The 17,501-nt window shown below is 63.6% G+C and carries 14 protein-coding genes; 4 read left to right on the forward strand and 10 right to left on the reverse strand.

Going from position 1 to position 17,501, the window contains the following annotated elements; all coding sequences use genetic code 11:
• Positions 1-54: 54 nt before the first annotated feature.
• The 3 genes from I6L32_RS06265 to rpmE all read right to left on the reverse strand — a co-directional run bounded on the left by I6L32_RS06265 (position 55) and on the right by rpmE (position 3,256).
• A complete protein-coding gene (locus I6L32_RS06265) occupies positions 55-1,311 on the reverse strand; it encodes a malic enzyme-like NAD(P)-binding protein (RefSeq protein WP_041214231.1) in 1,257 nt (418 codons plus the stop codon).
• Positions 1,312-1,490: 179 nt separating this feature from the next.
• Positions 1,491-2,924 (reverse strand): DUF2867 domain-containing protein, encoded by a 1,434-nt coding sequence (locus tag I6L32_RS06270; protein WP_216944826.1) that lies wholly within the window; start codon positions 2,922-2,924, stop codon positions 1,491-1,493.
• Positions 2,925-3,040: 116 nt separating this feature from the next.
• Positions 3,041-3,256 (reverse strand): 50S ribosomal protein L31, encoded by a 216-nt coding sequence (gene rpmE, locus I6L32_RS06275; RefSeq protein WP_010676078.1) that lies wholly within the window; start codon positions 3,254-3,256, stop codon positions 3,041-3,043.
• A 147-nt stretch (positions 3,257-3,403) separates the two neighbouring features.
• Between rpmE and priA the strand changes: the two genes are divergently transcribed.
• Entirely contained in the window at positions 3,404-5,611 is a 2,208-nt protein-coding gene (gene priA / locus I6L32_RS06280; protein ID WP_216944827.1) for a primosomal protein N', read from the forward strand.
• On the opposite strand, the gene I6L32_RS06285 is transcribed toward priA, so the two are convergent.
• Complete coding sequence (locus tag I6L32_RS06285) at positions 5,608-6,147, reverse strand: TetR/AcrR family transcriptional regulator (RefSeq protein WP_043153422.1); 540 nt, start codon at positions 6,145-6,147, stop codon at positions 5,608-5,610. The two genes, priA and I6L32_RS06285, sit on opposite strands and share 4 nt — an antisense overlap.
• Positions 6,148-6,297: 150 nt before the next feature.
• Between I6L32_RS06285 and I6L32_RS06290 the strand changes: the two genes are divergently transcribed.
• Positions 6,298-6,693 (forward strand): HPP family protein, encoded by a 396-nt coding sequence (locus tag I6L32_RS06290; RefSeq protein WP_041201741.1) that lies wholly within the window; start codon positions 6,298-6,300, stop codon positions 6,691-6,693.
• A gap of 52 nt (positions 6,694-6,745) precedes the next feature.
• On the opposite strand, the gene ompA is transcribed toward I6L32_RS06290, so the two are convergent.
• The 6 genes from ompA to ilvG form a co-directional block, all read right to left on the reverse strand.
• Positions 6,746-7,876 carry a porin OmpA gene (gene ompA, locus I6L32_RS06295; RefSeq protein ID WP_048209598.1) on the reverse strand — a complete coding sequence of 377 codons (1,131 nt, stop codon included), beginning with the start codon at positions 7,874-7,876 and terminating at the stop codon, positions 6,746-6,748.
• Positions 7,877-8,124: 248 nt separating this feature from the next.
• Complete coding sequence (gene ilvA, locus I6L32_RS06300) at positions 8,125-9,657, reverse strand: threonine ammonia-lyase, biosynthetic (protein ID WP_216944828.1); 1,533 nt, start codon at positions 9,655-9,657, stop codon at positions 8,125-8,127.
• A 64-nt stretch (positions 9,658-9,721) separates the two neighbouring features.
• Positions 9,722-11,563: a dihydroxy-acid dehydratase gene (ilvD, locus tag I6L32_RS06305; RefSeq protein WP_216944829.1), complete on the reverse strand. Its 1,842-nt coding sequence runs from the start codon at positions 11,561-11,563 to the stop codon at positions 9,722-9,724.
• 146 nt (positions 11,564-11,709) lie between these two features.
• Positions 11,710-12,654: a branched-chain amino acid transaminase gene (locus I6L32_RS06310; protein ID WP_052815778.1), complete on the reverse strand. Its 945-nt coding sequence runs from the start codon at positions 12,652-12,654 to the stop codon at positions 11,710-11,712.
• 12 nt (positions 12,655-12,666) lie between these two features.
• Positions 12,667-12,924 (reverse strand): acetolactate synthase 2 small subunit, encoded by a 258-nt coding sequence (gene ilvM / locus I6L32_RS06315; RefSeq protein WP_010676086.1) that lies wholly within the window; start codon positions 12,922-12,924, stop codon positions 12,667-12,669.
• Positions 12,921-14,567: an acetolactate synthase 2 catalytic subunit gene (gene ilvG / locus I6L32_RS06320; protein WP_216944830.1), complete on the reverse strand. Its 1,647-nt coding sequence runs from the start codon at positions 14,565-14,567 to the stop codon at positions 12,921-12,923. The genes ilvM and ilvG overlap by 4 nt, the downstream gene beginning before the upstream one ends.
• A 384-nt stretch (positions 14,568-14,951) precedes the next feature.
• On the opposite strand from ilvG, the gene I6L32_RS06325 reads away from it, so the two are divergent.
• Both I6L32_RS06325 and I6L32_RS06330 read left to right on the forward strand, forming a co-directional pair.
• Positions 14,952-16,469, forward strand: a complete 1,518-nt coding sequence (locus I6L32_RS06325; protein WP_052815775.1) for a YifB family Mg chelatase-like AAA ATPase — start codon at positions 14,952-14,954, stop codon at positions 16,467-16,469.
• 132 nt (positions 16,470-16,601) lie between these two features.
• Positions 16,602-17,501, forward strand: a complete 900-nt coding sequence (locus I6L32_RS06330) for an acyltransferase (RefSeq protein WP_216944831.1) — start codon at positions 16,602-16,604, stop codon at positions 17,499-17,501.

The raw sequence follows: 17,501 nt of genomic DNA on the forward strand, positions 1-17,501 counted from the left end.
AAAAAGGGGCCCCCGACAGGGGGCCCCTTCTGTTTTTTACGCGCTTGCCGTGACTCAACCCAGCATGTAATCCGCCGGCAGTTCGATGCGGGCCACCCCGGAGGCAACCGCCGCCAGTGCCACGGCACGGGCAACCCGCGGCAGCAGGCGGGCGTCCATGGGCTTGGGAATGACGTAATCCTTGCCGAAGGCGAGTTCACTCACGCCAGCGGCGGTCAGCACCTCGGCGGGCACCGGCTCCTTGGCCAGAGCACGGATCGCCTCCACTGCCGCGATCTTCATGGCATCGTTGATGCGGCTGGCACGGGCGTCGAGGGCGCCGCGGAAGATGAAGGGGAAGCAGAGCACGTTGTTGATCTGGTTCGGGTAGTCCGAACGGCCGGTTCCCATGATGAGATCCCCGCGCACTGCGTGAGCCAGGGCAGGCTTGATCTCGGGGTCCGGGTTGGAACAGGCGAAGATCACCGGGTTGGGGGCCATCAGGGCCACCGCCTCGGCGGGCAGTACGTCCGGGCCGGAGACGCCGACGAAGACGTCAGCCCCGTCGATGACATCCATAAGAGTGCGCAGAGGGGTGTCGTTGGCGAAACGCTGCTTGTACTGGTTGAGATCGGTGCGGCCGCTGTGGATCACACCCTGGCGGTCCAGCATGAAGATGTTGTGCGGCGCAGCCCCGCACTTGATCAGCAGCTCCATGCAGGCGGTGGCGGCGGCACCGGCGCCCATGCAGACGATGCGGCTGGTGCCAATCTCCTTGCCCTGCACTTCCAGCGCGTTGAGCAGCCCGGCTGCGGTGACGATGGCGGTACCGTGCTGGTCATCGTGGAACACCGGGATGTCGCAGCGGGCGATCAGCGCCTCTTCAATCTCGAAGCACTCGGGGGCCTTGATGTCTTCCAGGTTGATGCCGCCGAAGGTGTCGGCGATGGCGGCCACCGTATCGATGAACTGGGCGCTGGTCTCGTGCTTCACCTCGATGTCGATGGCGTCGATGCCGGCAAAGCGCTTGAACAGCAGGGCCTTGCCCTCCATCACCGGCTTGGAGGCCAGCGGGCCCAGATTGCCCAGCCCCAGGATGGCGGTGCCGTTGGAGATGACGGCCACCAGGTTGCCCTTGCCGGTGTAACGGTAGGCATCGGCCGGATTGGCGGCGATCTCGCGTACCGGTTCGGCAACGCCCGGGCTGTAGGCCAGCGCCAGATCGCGAGCGGTCTCGGCGGGCTTGGTGAGGGCGATGGCGATTTTGCCCGGGACAGGTTGGGCGTGGTAGTCGAGTGCCTGTTGGCGGAGATCGTGCTGCTGATCGGACATGGGGGACCCCGATACGGAAATGAATGAGTGATGCGTTGGCTCGCCAGCGGGCGAGGGCTGAGGATCATAAAGAAATCCCCTGCCCTTTCACAGCATAAAATATCGCTGGATAGCAATGACACGCTAGTCAGTAGCATGTCATGCCACCCAAAACTACCTAATTAGTTATAGATTCGATTTCAATCCATGACTGGAATGCCGGCTTTTGCCTCTGCCTGCCGGGCGATGGCCTCCGTCATCCCCTGGAAGATGAAGAGGTGAAACGGCAGCATGGCAAGCCAGTAAGCCAGCCCCCAGGCCCCCTGCGGATGCCAGTGGGCCGTCACCCGCAGCCGGGTCAGGCCGGACTCCAGGGGCTGGATGTTGAACTCCAGCCGACCGACGCCGGGGGCCTTCATGTTGAACAGCAGATCCAGCCTGCGTCCTTCATCCACCCCGAGGATCTGCCAGGAGTCCAGCATGTCCCCCTTCACGAAGCAATCCGGGTTGGTGCGTCCCCGGGTCCGGGCCGGGCCGCCGATCAGATGATCCATCCATTCGCGCACCACCCACAGCTCGTTCATGTAGAAGTAGCGCTGCTCACCCCCCAGCTGCTGCAGCACCTGCCACACCACCTCGGGGGCGGCGAGGCAATCCGCCTCCCCGCTGGCGGTGCGGTCGTAGAAGCCATATTCAGGATGGCGCCAGCGCAGACCCAGGGGCGTCTCCTCCCCGTGCTGCTCGGCACCGAGCCTCTGCTCCAGCGCCAGGCTCTCCGCCAGCGCCTCGTCGAAGCTGAGCAGATGCTGGGGCAACAGGGCGCGCAAGGGGCCATCATCCGCCGGGATGTCGTGCTTGAGCCCCCCCACCAGCGCCTTGGCGATGGGTTGGGGAACCGAGGTGGCGAACTGCAGCCACCAGGCGGAGAGCCGGGGGCTCAAAAAGGGGATCGGAATGATGGGGCAGCGTTTGCCGATATGGGCGGCGAATTTCTGGAGCTGCTGCTGGTAGCTGAGCAGCTCGGGGCCGGCCGCATTGAAGATCTGGCCATCCACCCCGTCGGCTTCCACCAGCCCGCCCAGATAGTGCAAGAGGTTGGAGAGGGCGATGGGGGGCGTGCGGGAACGCACCCACTTGGGCGTCACCATCATGGGCAGGTTGTACACCAGATCCCGCATCACCTCGAACGCCGCCGAGCCGGGGCCTATGATGATGCCGGCGCGCAGCTCTACCGTGGGCACCCCTGCGCTGCGAAACAGCTCGCCACAGTAGCGCCGGGAGTTGAGGTGGCGACTGTTGCAGGGCTCGGGCTGGATGGCGCCGAGATAGATGATGCGGCGCACCCCGGCGGCACGGGCGGCAGCGGCGAAGTTCTTCACTCCCTGCTGCTCCAGCCGGTGAAAACCGGCCCCCGCCCCCATGGCGTGTACCAGATAGAAGACGGTGTCGACCCCCGCCAGCGCAGGGGGCAGGGTGGCAGGCTTGAGGCTGTCGGCGAGGCGAAACGCCACCCCCTCCGGCAGACGGCAGGGACGACGGGCCCCGGCGATGACCCTGTACCCCAGACCCTGCAGATGGGGCACCAGGTAGGATCCTATGTACCCGGCAGCTCCCATCACCAGACATGTGCGCATCGGCTCTTCTCCCTTGGTTGAGCCAACACCATAGGGCAAAGCGGGGAATTACAGAATGGCGGCCAATAAAAAAGGCACCCGATGGGCGCCTTTTTCAGAATTCTTCAGAAGCAAGATTACTTCTTGGAGGTCAAGCCACCGAAACGCTTGTTGAACTTGTCTACGCGGCCGCCGCTAGAAACTTCTTTCTGCTTGCCGGTGTAGAACGGGTGGCACTCGGAGCACACGTCCAGGTTCAGATCTTTACCGATGGTAGAGAAGGTGTTGATGACGTTACCGCAAGAGCACTTGGCGGTGATGGCTACGTAGTCAGGATGGATACCAGCTTTCATGGACAACCTCAATTATCAGGCCGTGTCGCCATCCGATCTCTTGTCGGACACCACACGATTGTTGAACACAGTTTCAAAGGCTGCGAATAATATAGGAAACGCCTGAGATCAGGCAAGTGGCTTCGCAGAAAAAATAGGCAACCCCTGGTGAATTCTTCCCAAACGCTGGATCTGGTTCGTGTGGCTGTGCCGGTGCCGTTACGCCGTCATTTCGACTATCTCTCTCCCCTGCCCTTGCCTGCCCCTGGTTGCCGGGTCGAGATCCCGTTCGGCCCGCAGACCCTGGTCGGTCTGGTGGTGGATCACCCGACCGAGAGCCAGGTCCCCCGCAACAAATTAAAACCCTTGAAGAGGGTGCTCGACAGCGCCCCCGTGCTGGGGCCCGACATTCTGGCGCTGATGGCCTGGAGCGCCGGTTACTACCAGCACCCGCAGGGGGAGGTGCTGCCCCATGCCCTGCCTGTGCTGGTGCGCAAGGGGGAGCCCGCCGCCTATCGGGAGCTGGAGTTCTGGTTTGCTACCGATGCGGGTATGGCCATCGACCTCAACGAGCTCAAGCGGGCGGCCAAGCAGCAGCAGGCCCTCGCCTTGCTGCGCAAGGGGCCGCAGACCCCCTCCGCCCTCAAGCAGGAGGAGATCCAGAGCGCGGCCCTCACCGCGCTGGAGAAGAAGGGACTGCTGGAGAAGCGCTCGCTGGAGCCGAGCCATGATGGCGACTGGGCCACCCGCTTCGAGCCGGGTGAGGGGCTGCGCCTCAACGGCGAGCAGGCGCTGGCGGTGGCCGCCGTCACCAGCCAGAGCAACAAGTTCGGTGCCTTCCTGCTGGACGGCATCACGGGCTCCGGCAAGACCGAGGTTTACCTCAGCATCCTCGAGCCCCTGCTCAAGGCGGGCAAGCAGGCGCTGGTGATGGTGCCGGAAATCGGCCTCACCCCCCAGACCATCAACCGCTTCCGCCGCCGCTTCAACGTGCCCGTGGTGGCGATGAACTCCGCCATGAACGACAGGGAGCGGCTCGATGCCTGGCTCGCCTGCCGCGACGGTGGTGCCGCCATTCTGATCGGCACCCGATCCGCGGTGTTCACGCCGTTCAAGGACCTCGGCATCATCATCATCGACGAGGAGCACGACGGCTCCTTCAAGCAACAGGACGGCTTTCGCTACCACGCGCGGGATCTGGCGGTGATGCGGGCCCATCGCGCCGGCATTCCCATCCTGCTTGGATCTGCCACCCCGTCGCTGGAGACGCTGCACAACGCCCGCAGCGGCAAGTATCACCACCTCACTCTCACTCGCCGCGCCGGCAACGCCCAGACCGCTCGCCAGGTGATCCTGGACATCAAGAACGTGCGGCTGCAGGCGGGGCTCTCCCCCCAGCTGGAACAGCTGATGGCCGAGCATCTGGCAGCGGGCAACCAGGTAATGCTGTTTCTCAACCGCCGCGGCTATGCGCCGGCACTCATCTGCCACCAGTGCGGCTGGAGTGCCGCCTGCGAGCGCTGTGACGCCTGGTACACCTGGCACCAGGCCGGGCGACGGCTGCACTGCCACCACTGCGACAGCGTGCGCCCTCTGCCCCATCACTGCCCAGAGTGCGGCAGCAGCGAGTTGATCGGATCCGGGGTCGGCACAGAGCAGCTGGAGCAGCTGCTTGGCACCGTTTTTCCCCAATATCCGGTGGTGCGCATCGACCGGGACAACACCCGCCGCAAGGGGGAGCTGGAGACGCACCTCGGCGACATCAAGGCGGGCAAGTACAAGATCCTGATCGGCACCCAGATGCTGGCCAAGGGCCACCACTTCCCCGACGTGACGCTAGTGGGCCTGCTGGACGTGGATGGCGCCCTGTTCAGCGCCGATTTTCGCGCCGCCGAGAAGCTGGCCCAGCTCTACACCCAGGTGGCGGGCCGGGCTGGTCGCGCCAGCAAACCGGGGCTGGTGGTGCTGCAGAGCCACCATCCCGAACACGCTCTGCTGCAGGATCTGACCCAGAACGGCTATGGCCACTTCGCCGACACGGCGCTGAAAGAGCGCCGCCTGCTGGGGCTGCCACCGTTCAGCCATCAGGGACTGTTCCGGGCCGAGGCCAACGGCCGCGACGAGGTACAGCTGTTCCTCAGTCGTCTCGCCGATACCCTGCGCAGCGCCCGCTATCCCCAGGTGCAGGTGCTGGGGCCCATCAGCGGCTTCATGGAGCGCAAGGCGGGCAAGTTTCGCATGCAGCTGCTGGTGCAGGGGCCCAGCCGGGCACCGCTGGCCCAGCTGCTCGACTGGGCGGTGAAGGAGCTGGAGGGGTGGCCCGAGACCAAGCGGGTGCGCTGGAGTCTGGATATCGACCCCACGGAACTGAACTAGCGCGGCTCTGCCAGCACGGCCTCCGCCAACACCCTGGCCTGTTCCAGAGCCAGAGGCTGCTGATAGCTGTGGGCCATCACCACGGCCCCTTCCAGCAGCAGGCATAACCCGGTGGCCTGCACCTCGGTGCATTCGAGGGCCTCCCTGACCCAGTTCAGCAACGCACGCTTGTGGGCCACCACCAGCTTGCGCACCGGGTGGCGAGGATCGGAGAACTCGGCGCTCGCGTTGATGAAGTTGCAGCCGTAGAAGTCGCTGCGGCCAAACCAGTCCGCAAAGCCATCGAGCAGCGCCAGCAACCTGGCCTCCCGCCCCGACACCCCATCCATCCTGGCATCGAGCAGGGCAAAGAACTCCGCATCCCGCGCCATCAGCACGGCTTCGATCAAGGCATCCTTGGTGGGGAAGTGGCGATAGAGGGTACGTTTGGTACTGCCTGCCTCGGCCCAGATGCGATCGATGCCGGTGGCGTGAAAGCCGTGACGATTGAACAACCGATAGGCTGTCGTCATCAGCTGTTGCCGTTTTTCGCTCATGGTGAATTTCCTCTTGAAGTACACCGATCTGTCTACCTAATGTCGCAGGCTGGATCAAGTGATCCGGCACAGACAAGGAGACAGGAGATGGAAACAAGACGATGGCGAAGTGCATGGCTGGCAGGGCTCGGTGCCTGCCTGGCCATAATGTTGCTCGGCTGGCTGGACATGAGCTGGCAGTCGACCCTGTTGATGGCACCGTTCGGGGCAAGCTGTGTGCTGCTCTTCTCCCTGCCGGACAGTCCGCTGGCCCGTCCGCAGAACGTGCTGGGAGGCCACCTGTTATCGGCCACCGTGGGTTTGGTGGTGCAATTGCTCCCGCTACCGATGGAGCTCAAGCTGGCGCTGGGTGTGGGCCTGTCCATTGCACTCATGCAGGGACTGGGGCTGATCCACCCACCCGCCGGAGCCAATCCACTGTTGATCCTGCTCACCACCCAGTCCTGGCCTTTCCTCTGGCAAACAGTGCTGCCCGGCGCCTTGCTGCTGATCATGGTGAGTCATTGCGCCAGGCGGCTGCAAACGTCACGGCTCACACCCACATAAACAACGAGGGGGCCAAGGCCCCCTCGTTGTTCAATAGCAAGGCAAAGATGGCTTATTCGGCGACCTGGGAGACCCCGGTCAGGCGCACCTCGACCCGGCGATCCGGGGCCAGACAGGCGATCATCTGCGCCTTGGCGCCATCCGGGCAGCTGCCCCCGGTCACGGGCGAAGACTCTCCCCGCCCTTCGGCACGCACCTTGTCGGCAAACAATCCCTTGGCGATGAGATAATCCGCCACCGTGCGGGCACGCTGTTCGGAGAGGGACTGGTTGTAGGCCTCCGAGCCGATGCGGTCGGTATGACCGATCACCGTCGCCACCCCGTCTTTCGGATTGGCCGCCAGGATCTGGGCAAACAGGTTGTCGAGGGCCTGGCTGGCGGCTGGCTTCAGGGTCGCCTTGTTGAACTCGAACAGCACATCGGAATCCAGGCTGAACTGTTTCTCCACCAGCACGGGGGCCGGGGCGGGCGCAGGTTCGGGCGCAGGCGTTGGTGCCACCGGCTCGTCGCCGATCTGGCCGAAGCGATAGAGCATGCCGACCGACAGCAGGCCGTTGTCCATCTCGATGCCTGACTCGTCGAGGGAAGTCTTGCCAAGGGGTGTGGTGTACTGGTATTCGAGGCGGGCGGCCCAATCCTTGTCGATGGCGTATTCGACCCCCAGCGCCCCGACAAAGGCGGCACCATGATATTTGTTGCCCTCATGGGATTCGGAGAGGCTGCTGGTGCCATCGCTGGCCCTGACGTTGAGTGAGCTCTCGGTCCAGGCATAGGCCCCCCCGAGACGGCCGTAGATATCCAGTGCCGAGGTTGCAGGCAGGATGATCTTCATGGTGGCCTGCACCATCTGGGCCTTGGCCTCGCCATCGAGTGCAAAATCAACCCCGTTGCCCGAGTAGTGCTTGTCCACCTGATACTTGCCGAGCCAGTCATAGCCGAGCTCAACCGCCACGTTTCTGTTCACCTGATAACCGGCAAACAGCCCCAGACCGAGATCATCGCTGTTCTCGTTCACCTTGGTCGCATCAAACAGCTCTTCGACCTGAGCGTTGTAATCCACCCCGTAATAATTTGACCAGCCGGCCTTGCCGCCGACATACCAGGTGTTGTCCTGGGCGGCAGCCTGCACCGTCCCTGTTGCCATCAAAGCGCCGATCAGGACGGCGAGCATAGATCTGTTCATGGATGAGCCCCTGCAATGAATTGTTATGACGCGGCTGCGTCTCTCTTCCCTGACGGGGCCCTGAACCCAAGCCCCGCATTCAGATTATCCCATCTGCAACCAGCCTCAAACGACCAGGGACTCAGGAGTGTGATATTGGCGACATTATCGGCCACCGTGCCCCCAATCATGCGGGCCGGCGCGTTGCCCATAAAAAAACGAAGAGCCGGGCTCTTCGTTTTTCATCTGGCAAGGGGATGGCTCCCCGCTCACTGACTGCCCTGGCTCGCCAGGAACAGGCGGTAGGCGGGATCCTCGCTCACCTCTTTCCAGCCGTAGCCAATCTCGTGCAGGTAGTCGTGGAAAGCCGCCACGTCCTCGTCCGGCAGCTCGAAGGCGCAGAGCACCCGTCCATAGTCGGCTCCGTGGTTGCGGTAGTGGAACAGGCTGATGTTCCAGCGACAGCCCAGGGTCTCCAGGAAGCGCATCAGGGCCCCCGGCTGCTCCGGGAACTTGAAGCTGTAAAGACGCTCACCGAGGGGCCGGGCCGGGCGGCCGCCAATCATGTAGCGCACGTGGTTCTTGGCCAGTTCGCTCTCGGTCATGTTGACCACCGGATAACCGTTGCCGCCGAGTTGATCGATGATCTGGCCCAGCTCCTCGTCACCGCCGGTGAGGCGCACCGAAACGAACAGCGACGCCTGCTCGGCATCGGCGTAGCGGTAGTTGAACTCAGTCACCATGCGGGGCCCCAGCTGACGGCAGAAGTCGAGGAAGGCCCCCTTGCGCTCGGGGATGGTCACCGCCAGCATGCCCTCGCGCTTCTCGCCGATCTCGCAGCGCTCCGACACGTAACGCAGGCTGTGGAAGTTGACGTTGGCGCCGGACAAAATGGCCGCCATCCGCCCCCCTTTCACCTGCTCCCGCTCGCTGTAGGCCTTGAGGCCCGCCAGGGACAAGGCCCCCGACGGCTCGGCGATGGCGCGGCAGTCATCGAAGATGTCTTTCAGTGCGGCGCAGATCTGGTCGTTGGAGACGGTCACCACCTCGTCCAGATACTGGTTGCACAGGCGGAAGGTCTCCTCACCAATGCGCTTGACCGCCACCCCGTCCGCAAACAGGGAGACCCGGTCCAGATTGACCGGTTCACCGGCCGCCAGCGCCGCCTTGAGGCAGGCGGACCCCTCCGCCTCCACCCCGATCACCTTCACATCCGGCAGCAGCTGCTTGATGTAGACCGCCACCCCGGCGGCCAGGCCGCCGCCGCCCACCGGCACGAAGACGTGGGTGAGGTGGGTATCCTGCTCCAGCAGCTCCTTGCCGATGGTGCCCTGGCCCGCGATCACCTCGACGTCGTCGAACGGCGGGATCAGGGTGTAGCCCTCCAACTCGGCGAGTCGGCGGCTCTCGCCGTAGGCCTCATCGAAGCTGTTGCCAAACAGCATGACGTTGCCGCCCTGACGGCGCACCGCGTCGATCTTGATGTCCGGCGTGGTCTTGGGCATCACGATGATCGCCTTGATGCCGAGCTTGGCGGCCGACAGGGCGACCCCCTGGGCGTGGTTGCCGGCAGAGGCGGCGATGACGCCGCGTTCTTTCTGCTCCTGGGTCAGGGTGGCGATCTTGTGGTAGGCGCCGCGCAGCTTGAAGGAGTGAACCGGTTGCAGATCCTCCCGCTTCAGGCTGACGTGATTGCCGAGCCTGTCGGAGAGTTTCTTCAGGGTTTGCAAGGGGGTGACCCGCGCCGCCTCGTAGACGGGGGAGAGCAGCACCTTGCGTAGATAATCCGCCGCAGAGACCATGGTTTATACCCCCGTCTCGTGGCGAAGGGCGCGCAATGCGCCCATATCATGACAGTTCATTCTCTCACTCCCCCAGCAGGGTGCGATCGCGCACCGCGCCTTTGTCGGCGCTGGTGGCGAACATGGCGTAGGCGCGCAGGGCAAAGGAGACCTCGCGCTGACGATCGACCGGCTTCCAGCCACGGGCAGAGACGGCGGCGCGACGAGCAGCCAGCACGCTGTCGGCCACCTCCAGCACCATGCTGCGGGCCGGGATGTCGATGTTGATGATGTCGCCATCCTCTACCAGACCGATAGTGCCGCCAGAGGCCGCCTCCGGGGAGACATGACCGATGGAGAGACCCGAGGTACCGCCGGAGAAGCGACCGTCGGTGATGAGGGCACACGCCTTGCCCAATCCCATGGATTTCAGATAGGTGGTGGGATAGAGCATCTCCTGCATGCCGGGGCCCCCTTTCGGGCCCTCGTAGCGGATCACCACCACTTCACCGGCTTTCACCGTGCCGTCCAGAATGCCGCTCACCGCGCTCTCCTGGCTCTCGAATACCCGGGCCGGGCCGCGGAAGGTGAGGTTCTCCTCGTCCACCCCGGCGGTCTTGACGATGGCCCCGTTGAGGGCGAGGTTGCCAGCGAGGACCGCCAGGCCACCTTCCTGGCTGTAGGCGTGATCGAAGGAGCGGATGCACCCCTCGGCGCGGTCCAGATCCAGCTCGGGCCAGCGGCAATCCTGACTGAACGCCTTGGTGGTACGGATGCCGGCAGGGCCTGCACGGTAGAAGTCGTGAACCCCCTTGTCATTGCTGCGGCTGACGTCATATTCGGCCAGCAGCTCCACCAGGGAGGTGCCCAGCACGTTGCGGGCATCGCCGTGCACCAGGCCCGCTTTTTCCAGCTGACCCAGGATGGCGACCACGCCGCCGGCGCGGTGCACATCTTCCATGTGGTACTTCTGGGTGGAAGGCGCCACCTTACACAGCTGGGGCACCTTGCGGGACATGCGGTCGATGTCGGCCATGGTGAAGTCGACGCCCGCCTCCTGGGCTGCCGCCAGCAGGTGCAGCACGGTATTGGTGGAGCCGCCCATGGCGATGTCGAGCGCCATGGCGTTCTCGAACGCCGCCTTGGTGGCGATGTTGCGCGGCAGTGCCGAGGCATCGTCCTGCTCATACCAGCGCTTGGCCAGAGTGACGATGCGCTGGCCCGCCAGCTTGAACAGTTGCTCACGATCGGCGTGGGTCGCCAGCAGGGAGCCGTTGCCCGGTTGGGAGAGACCCAGTGCCTCGGTCAGGCAGTTCATGGAGTTGGCGGTGAACATGCCGGAGCAGGAGCCGCAGGTGGGGCAGGCGCTGCGCTCGATCTGATCGCTCTGTGCATCGGAGACCTTGGGGTCGGCGCCCTGGATCATGGCGTCCACCAGATCCAGCTTGATGATCTGGTCGGAGAGCTTGGTCTTGCCCGCTTCCATGGGGCCGCCGGAGACGAAGATCACCGGGATGTTGATGCGCAGGGCAGCCATCAGCATCCCCGGGGTGATCTTGTCGCAGTTGGAGATGCAGACCATGGCGTCGGCGCAGTGGGCGTTGACCATGTACTCCACCGAGTCGGCGATGAGCTCCCGGGACGGCAGGGAATAGAGCATGCCACCGTGGCCCATGGCGATGCCGTCATCCACGGCGATGGTGTTGAACTCCTTCGCGACCCCGCCAGCCGCCTCGATTTCGCGGGCGACCAGTTGGCCCAGATCCTTGAGGTGGACGTGGCCCGGCACGAACTGGGTGAAAGAGTTGACCACGGCGATGATGGGCTTGCCGAAATCCTGATCGGTCATGCCGGTGGCACGCCAGAGGGCGCGGGCCCCGGCCATGTTACGTCCGTGGGTGGTGGTGGCGGATCTCAACTTCGGCATTGTCTCTACTCCCTGAATGCCCCTGGGGCGCATTGTCTTTCAACATGAATGTGTGATTCGCGGATCGGGAATCGATCCTGGTGAAGGCACCTCGGGGAGCCTTCACCGGAAGCGACTCGGGGAGGCGTGACGCCTCCCCGCTCTCATCAGTCGTTGACCGGCGTCAGCCAGCCCCACTTGTCTTCGGTCTTGCCGTTGAACAGGCCGAAGAAGGCGTTCTGCAACTGCTCGGTCACCGGGCCACGGCAACCGGCGCCCACCTTCATCCGATCCACCGAGCGCACCGGGGTCACCTCGGCCGCCGTGCCGGTCATGAAGATTTCGTCTGCGACGTACAGCGCTTCACGGGGCAGCGCCTGCTCGCGTACCTCGTAACCCAAGTCGCGCGCCAGCGTCATGATGGTGTCGCGGGTGATGCCGGGCAGGATGGCGGCGGTGGCGGGCGGGGTGAACAGCACGCCGTTCTTCACCAGAAACAGGTTCTCCCCCGCCCCTTCGCTCAGATAGCCGTTCACATCCAGCGCCAGCCCCTCGGCGAAGCCGTTGCGCTTGGCCTCGCGGCTGATGAGCTGGGAAGAGAGATAGTTGCCCCCCGCCTTGGCACCGGTCGGGATGGTGTTGGGAGCGAGCCGGTTCCAGGAGGTGACGCACACATCCACCCCGTTTTTCAGCCCCTCTTCTCCGAGGTAGGCGCCCCAGGGCAGGGCCGCGACCATGAGGTCGGCCTTGGCATCCAGCGGCGGATGCAGCCCCAGCCCCACGTTGCCGACAAAGGCCAGCGGGCGCAGGTAGCCGCTCTTCAGGCCGTTCTCGCGCACCACGGTGCGGCAGGCTTCATTCACTTCGGTCTCGCTGTAGGGGACGTCCATCCAGTAGATCTTGGCGGAGTCGAACAAGCGGCGGGTGTGCTCCTGCAGGCGGAAGATGCAGGTCCCCTTGGGAGTGTCATAGGCCCGCACCCCCTCGAACACCGAGGAGCCGTAGTGCAGGGCATGGCTCATGACATGCACCTGGGCATCCTGCCAGGGGACCAGCTTGCCGTTGAACCAGATGTATTGGGGGTGGGCGGCGGATTGGGAAGGCTGTGACATTGGCTTGGCTCCTTAAGCTCTGATCCGGGGTTGCTGTTCCAGTGCATCGACCCGGGAGACATCCACCAGCTTCACCAGCTGGCTCCACAACTGCTGGATGGGACGTACCGATTCGACAGTAACCGTGATCCGCAGCTGTTGGCAATCCTGCTCCATGTTGAGGGCGCAGAGATTGAAACCGCGGTGACGGACCACCCGCAGCACCCGTTCCATCACTTCGGGTCTGGGTTGGGCATGGATTTCCAGGGTGCTGGTATTGAGCTGGTTCATGGGCGTTGCTCCATCATCTTGTGGTTGGCGACTCCTGGCGGAACCAGGGGCCAGACATTTTCTTCCTCTGAAATAGCCACATGCAGCAGATAGGCACTCTCGCTCGCCAGCAGGCGATCCAGTGCCGGACCTATCTCTTCCTTGCATGTGATGGTCTCGCCGGGAATGCCGAAGGCGGCAGCCAGGGCGACGAAATCGGGGTTGTCGGACAGATTGGTCTCGCTGTAGCGACCGTCGAAGAACAGCTCCTGCCATTGGCGCACCATGCCGAGGCGCTGGTTGTCCAGCAGCACCATCTTCACCTTGAGCCGGGCCCGGCGGATGGTGCCGAGCTCCTGCACGTTCATCATGAAGGAGCCGTCACCGCTCACCAGCACCACCTCGTCATCGGGGCGCGACATCTTGGCGCCGATGGCGGCGGGCAGGCCGAAGCCCATGGTGCCGAGACCGGCACTGGACAGGTGGTTGCGCGGGCTGGTGAAACGCATGTGCTGGGCCACCCACATCTGGTGCTGACCCACGTCGCAGGCCACCACGCTGGTGTCAGGCAGCTGGCTTGAAAGCTCTTTGAGCAGGGCCGGGGCGTAGATGGCCTGACCCGGATGGTCGTAGCGGAAGGCGTATTCCCGAGCCATGGTGGCGCAGTGCTCGCGCCAGGGGTCGAGGGTCAGCGTCATCGCCAGGGCGGGCAGCACACGCTTGAGATCCGTGGTGATGCCCACATCGGCGGCGCGGCGCTTGCCGAACTCGGCGGCGTCCACATCCAGGTGGATCACCTTCGCCTCGGGGGCAAACTCTTCCAGCTTGCCGGTCACCCGATCATCGAAACGGGCGCCTACCACCACCAGCAGATCGCACTGCTGCACCGCCAGGTTGGCGGCCTTGGTACCGTGCATGCCGAGCATGCCCAGATAAACGGGGCTGTCGGGGTCGAGGGCACCTATCCCCTTGAGGGTGGTGACCGCCGGCATCCCCGTGGTGGCGGCAAAGTCGCGCAGCTGCTGCTCGGCATTGGCCATGCCCGCCCCGCCGCCAACGTAGAGTACCGGACGCTCGGCAGCGGCCAGCAGCGTGCGGGCGACCGTCAGTTCGGCCGGATTCAGGGGGTCGGGTTCCTCCACTGCAAACAGCGGGCTTTGAGAGGGAACGGCGGCCAGTTGCACATCCTTGGGCAGGTCGATGAGCACGGGGCCCGGACGCCCTTCGGTGGCGATGGCGAAGGCTTCGGCAATGACCCGTCCCAGATCCGCCGGGTCCGTCACCATGAAGGAGTGCTTGGTGCAGGAAAGGGACATGCCGAGCACGTCCACTTCCTGAAAGGCATCGGTACCGACGGCGGCGCAGGGCACCTGGCCGCTGATGGCCACCAGCGGTACCGAATCGAGCAGTGCCTCCGCGAGGCCGGTGACCAGGTTGGTGGCGCCGGGGCCAGAGGTGGCGATGCAGACCCCCACCTGACCGGAAGCGCGGGCATAACCCACCGCGGCCATGGCGGCCCCCTGCTCGTGGCGGCAGAGCTGATGGGCCAGGCCACCGTCATACAGGGCGTCGTAGACCGGCATGATGGCCCCGCCCGGGTAACCAAACACCTGGGTCACACCCTGTTTCTTGAGAGCCTGTACCAAAAACTGCGCGCCGTTCATGTGGAAAATCCTGTCCTTTGGTCGAAAAAAAACCCCCGGGCCGTGAGGCTCGGGGGTCGCTTGTTTCGTTCTGTCCGGTGGTGGGTCTATCCCTTGTTCCGTGCAGCCAAACGAGCCCCGAGCGGTGAGATAATAATCACCACTAGGACCACAATAATGCTGACGAAACGGGAGGCCATGTTCATAGTTACAACCGGAAATCCTGTGAAATGGGAGCGGAGCTTGCCGCGAATGGCTATTAGAACTAGCACGGTGATTTTTATTGGGCAAGCACTTTTTACCTGACAAGACTCTGATTTTAACTGCTCTGAAACCTGACGACTGGAACAAAAAACTAATAAAAAACGGTTAACCAGCATATACATCAAACCAAGGACGGTATTTATGTCATTAGCTGTTGTTTATAGCCGTGCCAGCCTGGGGATTGCGGCGCCGCAAGTCACGGTGGAGGTGCACCTCTCCAACGGCCTGCCCGCCTTCAACATGGTGGGGTTGCCGGAAACCTCGGTGAAAGAGTCGCGGGATCGGGTGCGCAGCGCCCTGCTCAACGGCAATTTCGAATTTCCGGCCAAGCACATCACGGTCAACCTGGCCCCTGCGGATCTGCCCAAAGAGGGGGGCCGCTTCGACCTGGCCATCGCCATCGGCATTCTCGCCGCATCCAAGCAGATACCCGCAAAATACCTGCTCGATCACGAATTTTTAGGGGAATTGGCCCTGACGGGCGAGATCCGCCCCGTGCTTGGGGTGCTCCCCTCGGTGCTCGCCTGCCGCGACGCAGGGCGCACCCTGCTGGTCCCACGGGAGAACGGTCCGGAGGCTTCCCTCATACAGGATGCCGAGGTGCGCACCGCCCACCAGCTGCTGGCGGTCACCGCCTGGCTGGCGGGCCAGTACGAACTGCCGCTGCCGGAACCCCAGAGCGCGGAGACCCTGCCCGACGTGCCGGATCTGCAGGATGTGATCGGTCAGTCCCAGGCGAAGCGGGCGCTGGAGATCGCCGCAGCTGGCAGCCACAACCTGCTGTTCATCGGCCCCCCCGGCACCGGCAAGAGCATGTTGGCCAGCCGTCTGCCCGGCATTCTGCCACCGCTGAGCGAACAGGAGGCGCAGCAGACCGCAGCCATCCACTCCATCGGCGGCCTCACCCCCCGCGCCGGCCACTGGCACCACAGGCCGTATCGCACGCCCCATCACAGCGCCTCGGCGGTGGCGCTGGTGGGCGGGGGTACCCATCCCAGGCCTGGCGAAATTTCCCTCGCCCACAACGGGGTACTGTTTCTGGATGAACTGCCGGAGTTCGAGCGCAAGGTGCTCGACTCCCTTCGCGAGCCGCTGGAAACCGGGCACATTACCATCAGTCGTGCCGCCCGCCAGGTGGATTTTCCCGCCCGCTTCCAGCTGGTGGGTGCCATGAATCCCAGCCCCTGCGGCCATTATGGCGACGGCCAGACCCGCTCCAGCCCGGATCAGATCCTGCGCTATCTGGGCAAGCTCTCCGGCCCCTTTCTCGATCGGTTCGATCTGACGGTAGAGGTCCCGCTCTTGCCCAGGGGGAGCCTGACCGGCAAGGCGGAGCGGGGGGAATCGAGCCAGCAGATACGCGAACGGGTGCTGGGGGCGCGAGAGCGCATGCTGAGTCGCAGCGGAAAACTCAACAACCTGCTGGATAGTCGTGAAATCGAAGATGTTTGCAGATTATCGCCACAGGATGCCGAGTTTCTGGAAGGTGCCATCCAGAAGCTGGGGCTCAGCATCCGGGCCTGGCACCGCATCCTGCGGGTATCGCGCACCATCGCCGATCTGGCGGGGCACGCCACCATCGAGAGAGCGCATCTGATCGAAGCCCTGGGCTATCGTGCCATGGACAGGCTGTTGTCGCGGCTGCGCGGGGGCCAGTGAGCGGGGGAACGACAGCAGCCACCACCCGACCCGGAAAGGGCGCCACCATGGTCTAGTCGTGGGCCGGCTGATATTATGGCAACAGATCTGACCACTTGGTTGCCATCCACCGATACGAAGACGGATTCCACCATGCCCAACAAGCTGATAGAGCGACTGCGCGGCAGCCTCTCGACCCTGCTCTATTTCATCAACACCCTGTTCTGGTTTGTCCCCGTCCTGCTGCTTGGCCTCATCAAGCTGCTGCTGCCCTTCAAGGGGGCGCGACGTCTCTGCAACACACTCCTGGACGGCTGCGCCACCCATTGGATAGGTTTTAACAATCTGATCCAGAAAACCATCATCAACACCCCTTTCGATGTGGTCGGAGTGGACAAAGGGCGCCGGAATGAGTGGTATATGGTGATTGCCAACCACCAATCCTGGGTCGACATACTGGTATTGCAGCGGATTTTTAATCAAAAAATCCCCTTCCTGAAGTTTTTCCTCAAGAAAGAACTGATTTGGGTACCTTTTCTCGGTCTGGCCTGGTGGGCGCTGGATTTCCCATTCATGCGGCGTTATTCCCGAAAATTTCTGGAAAAGCACCCGCATCTGAGGGGAAAAGACATAGAAACCACGCGCAAGGCGTGTGCCCGTTTCCGCCATATGCCGGTGAGTGTGATGAACTTCGTGGAAGGGACCCGCTTCACCGTCGGCAAGCACGACAGGCAAGAGGCACCCTATCGTCATCTGCTGTACCCGAGAGCAGGGGGCATCGCCTTCACCCTGGCGGCCATGGGGGATCAACTGCACAAGCTGGTGGATGTGACCATCGCCTATCCCGGCGGCGTCCCCAGCTACTGGGACTTCATGTGTGGTCGGGTCAAGGAGATCAAGGTTCGGGTCCGCTTTCTGCCGATCGAACGCAATCTGGTGGGGGATTACTTCAATGACCCCGAGTTCCAACAAGAGTTTCAACAGTGGTTGAACGGGATCTGGCACGAGAAGGACCAGACCCTGGATAAGCTGCTGGCGGACAAGACGCAGTAA

It is taken from the genome of Aeromonas sp. FDAARGOS 1402, from assembly GCF_019046925.1.
Classification (GTDB): Bacteria; Pseudomonadota; Gammaproteobacteria; order Enterobacterales; family Aeromonadaceae; genus Aeromonas; species Aeromonas caviae.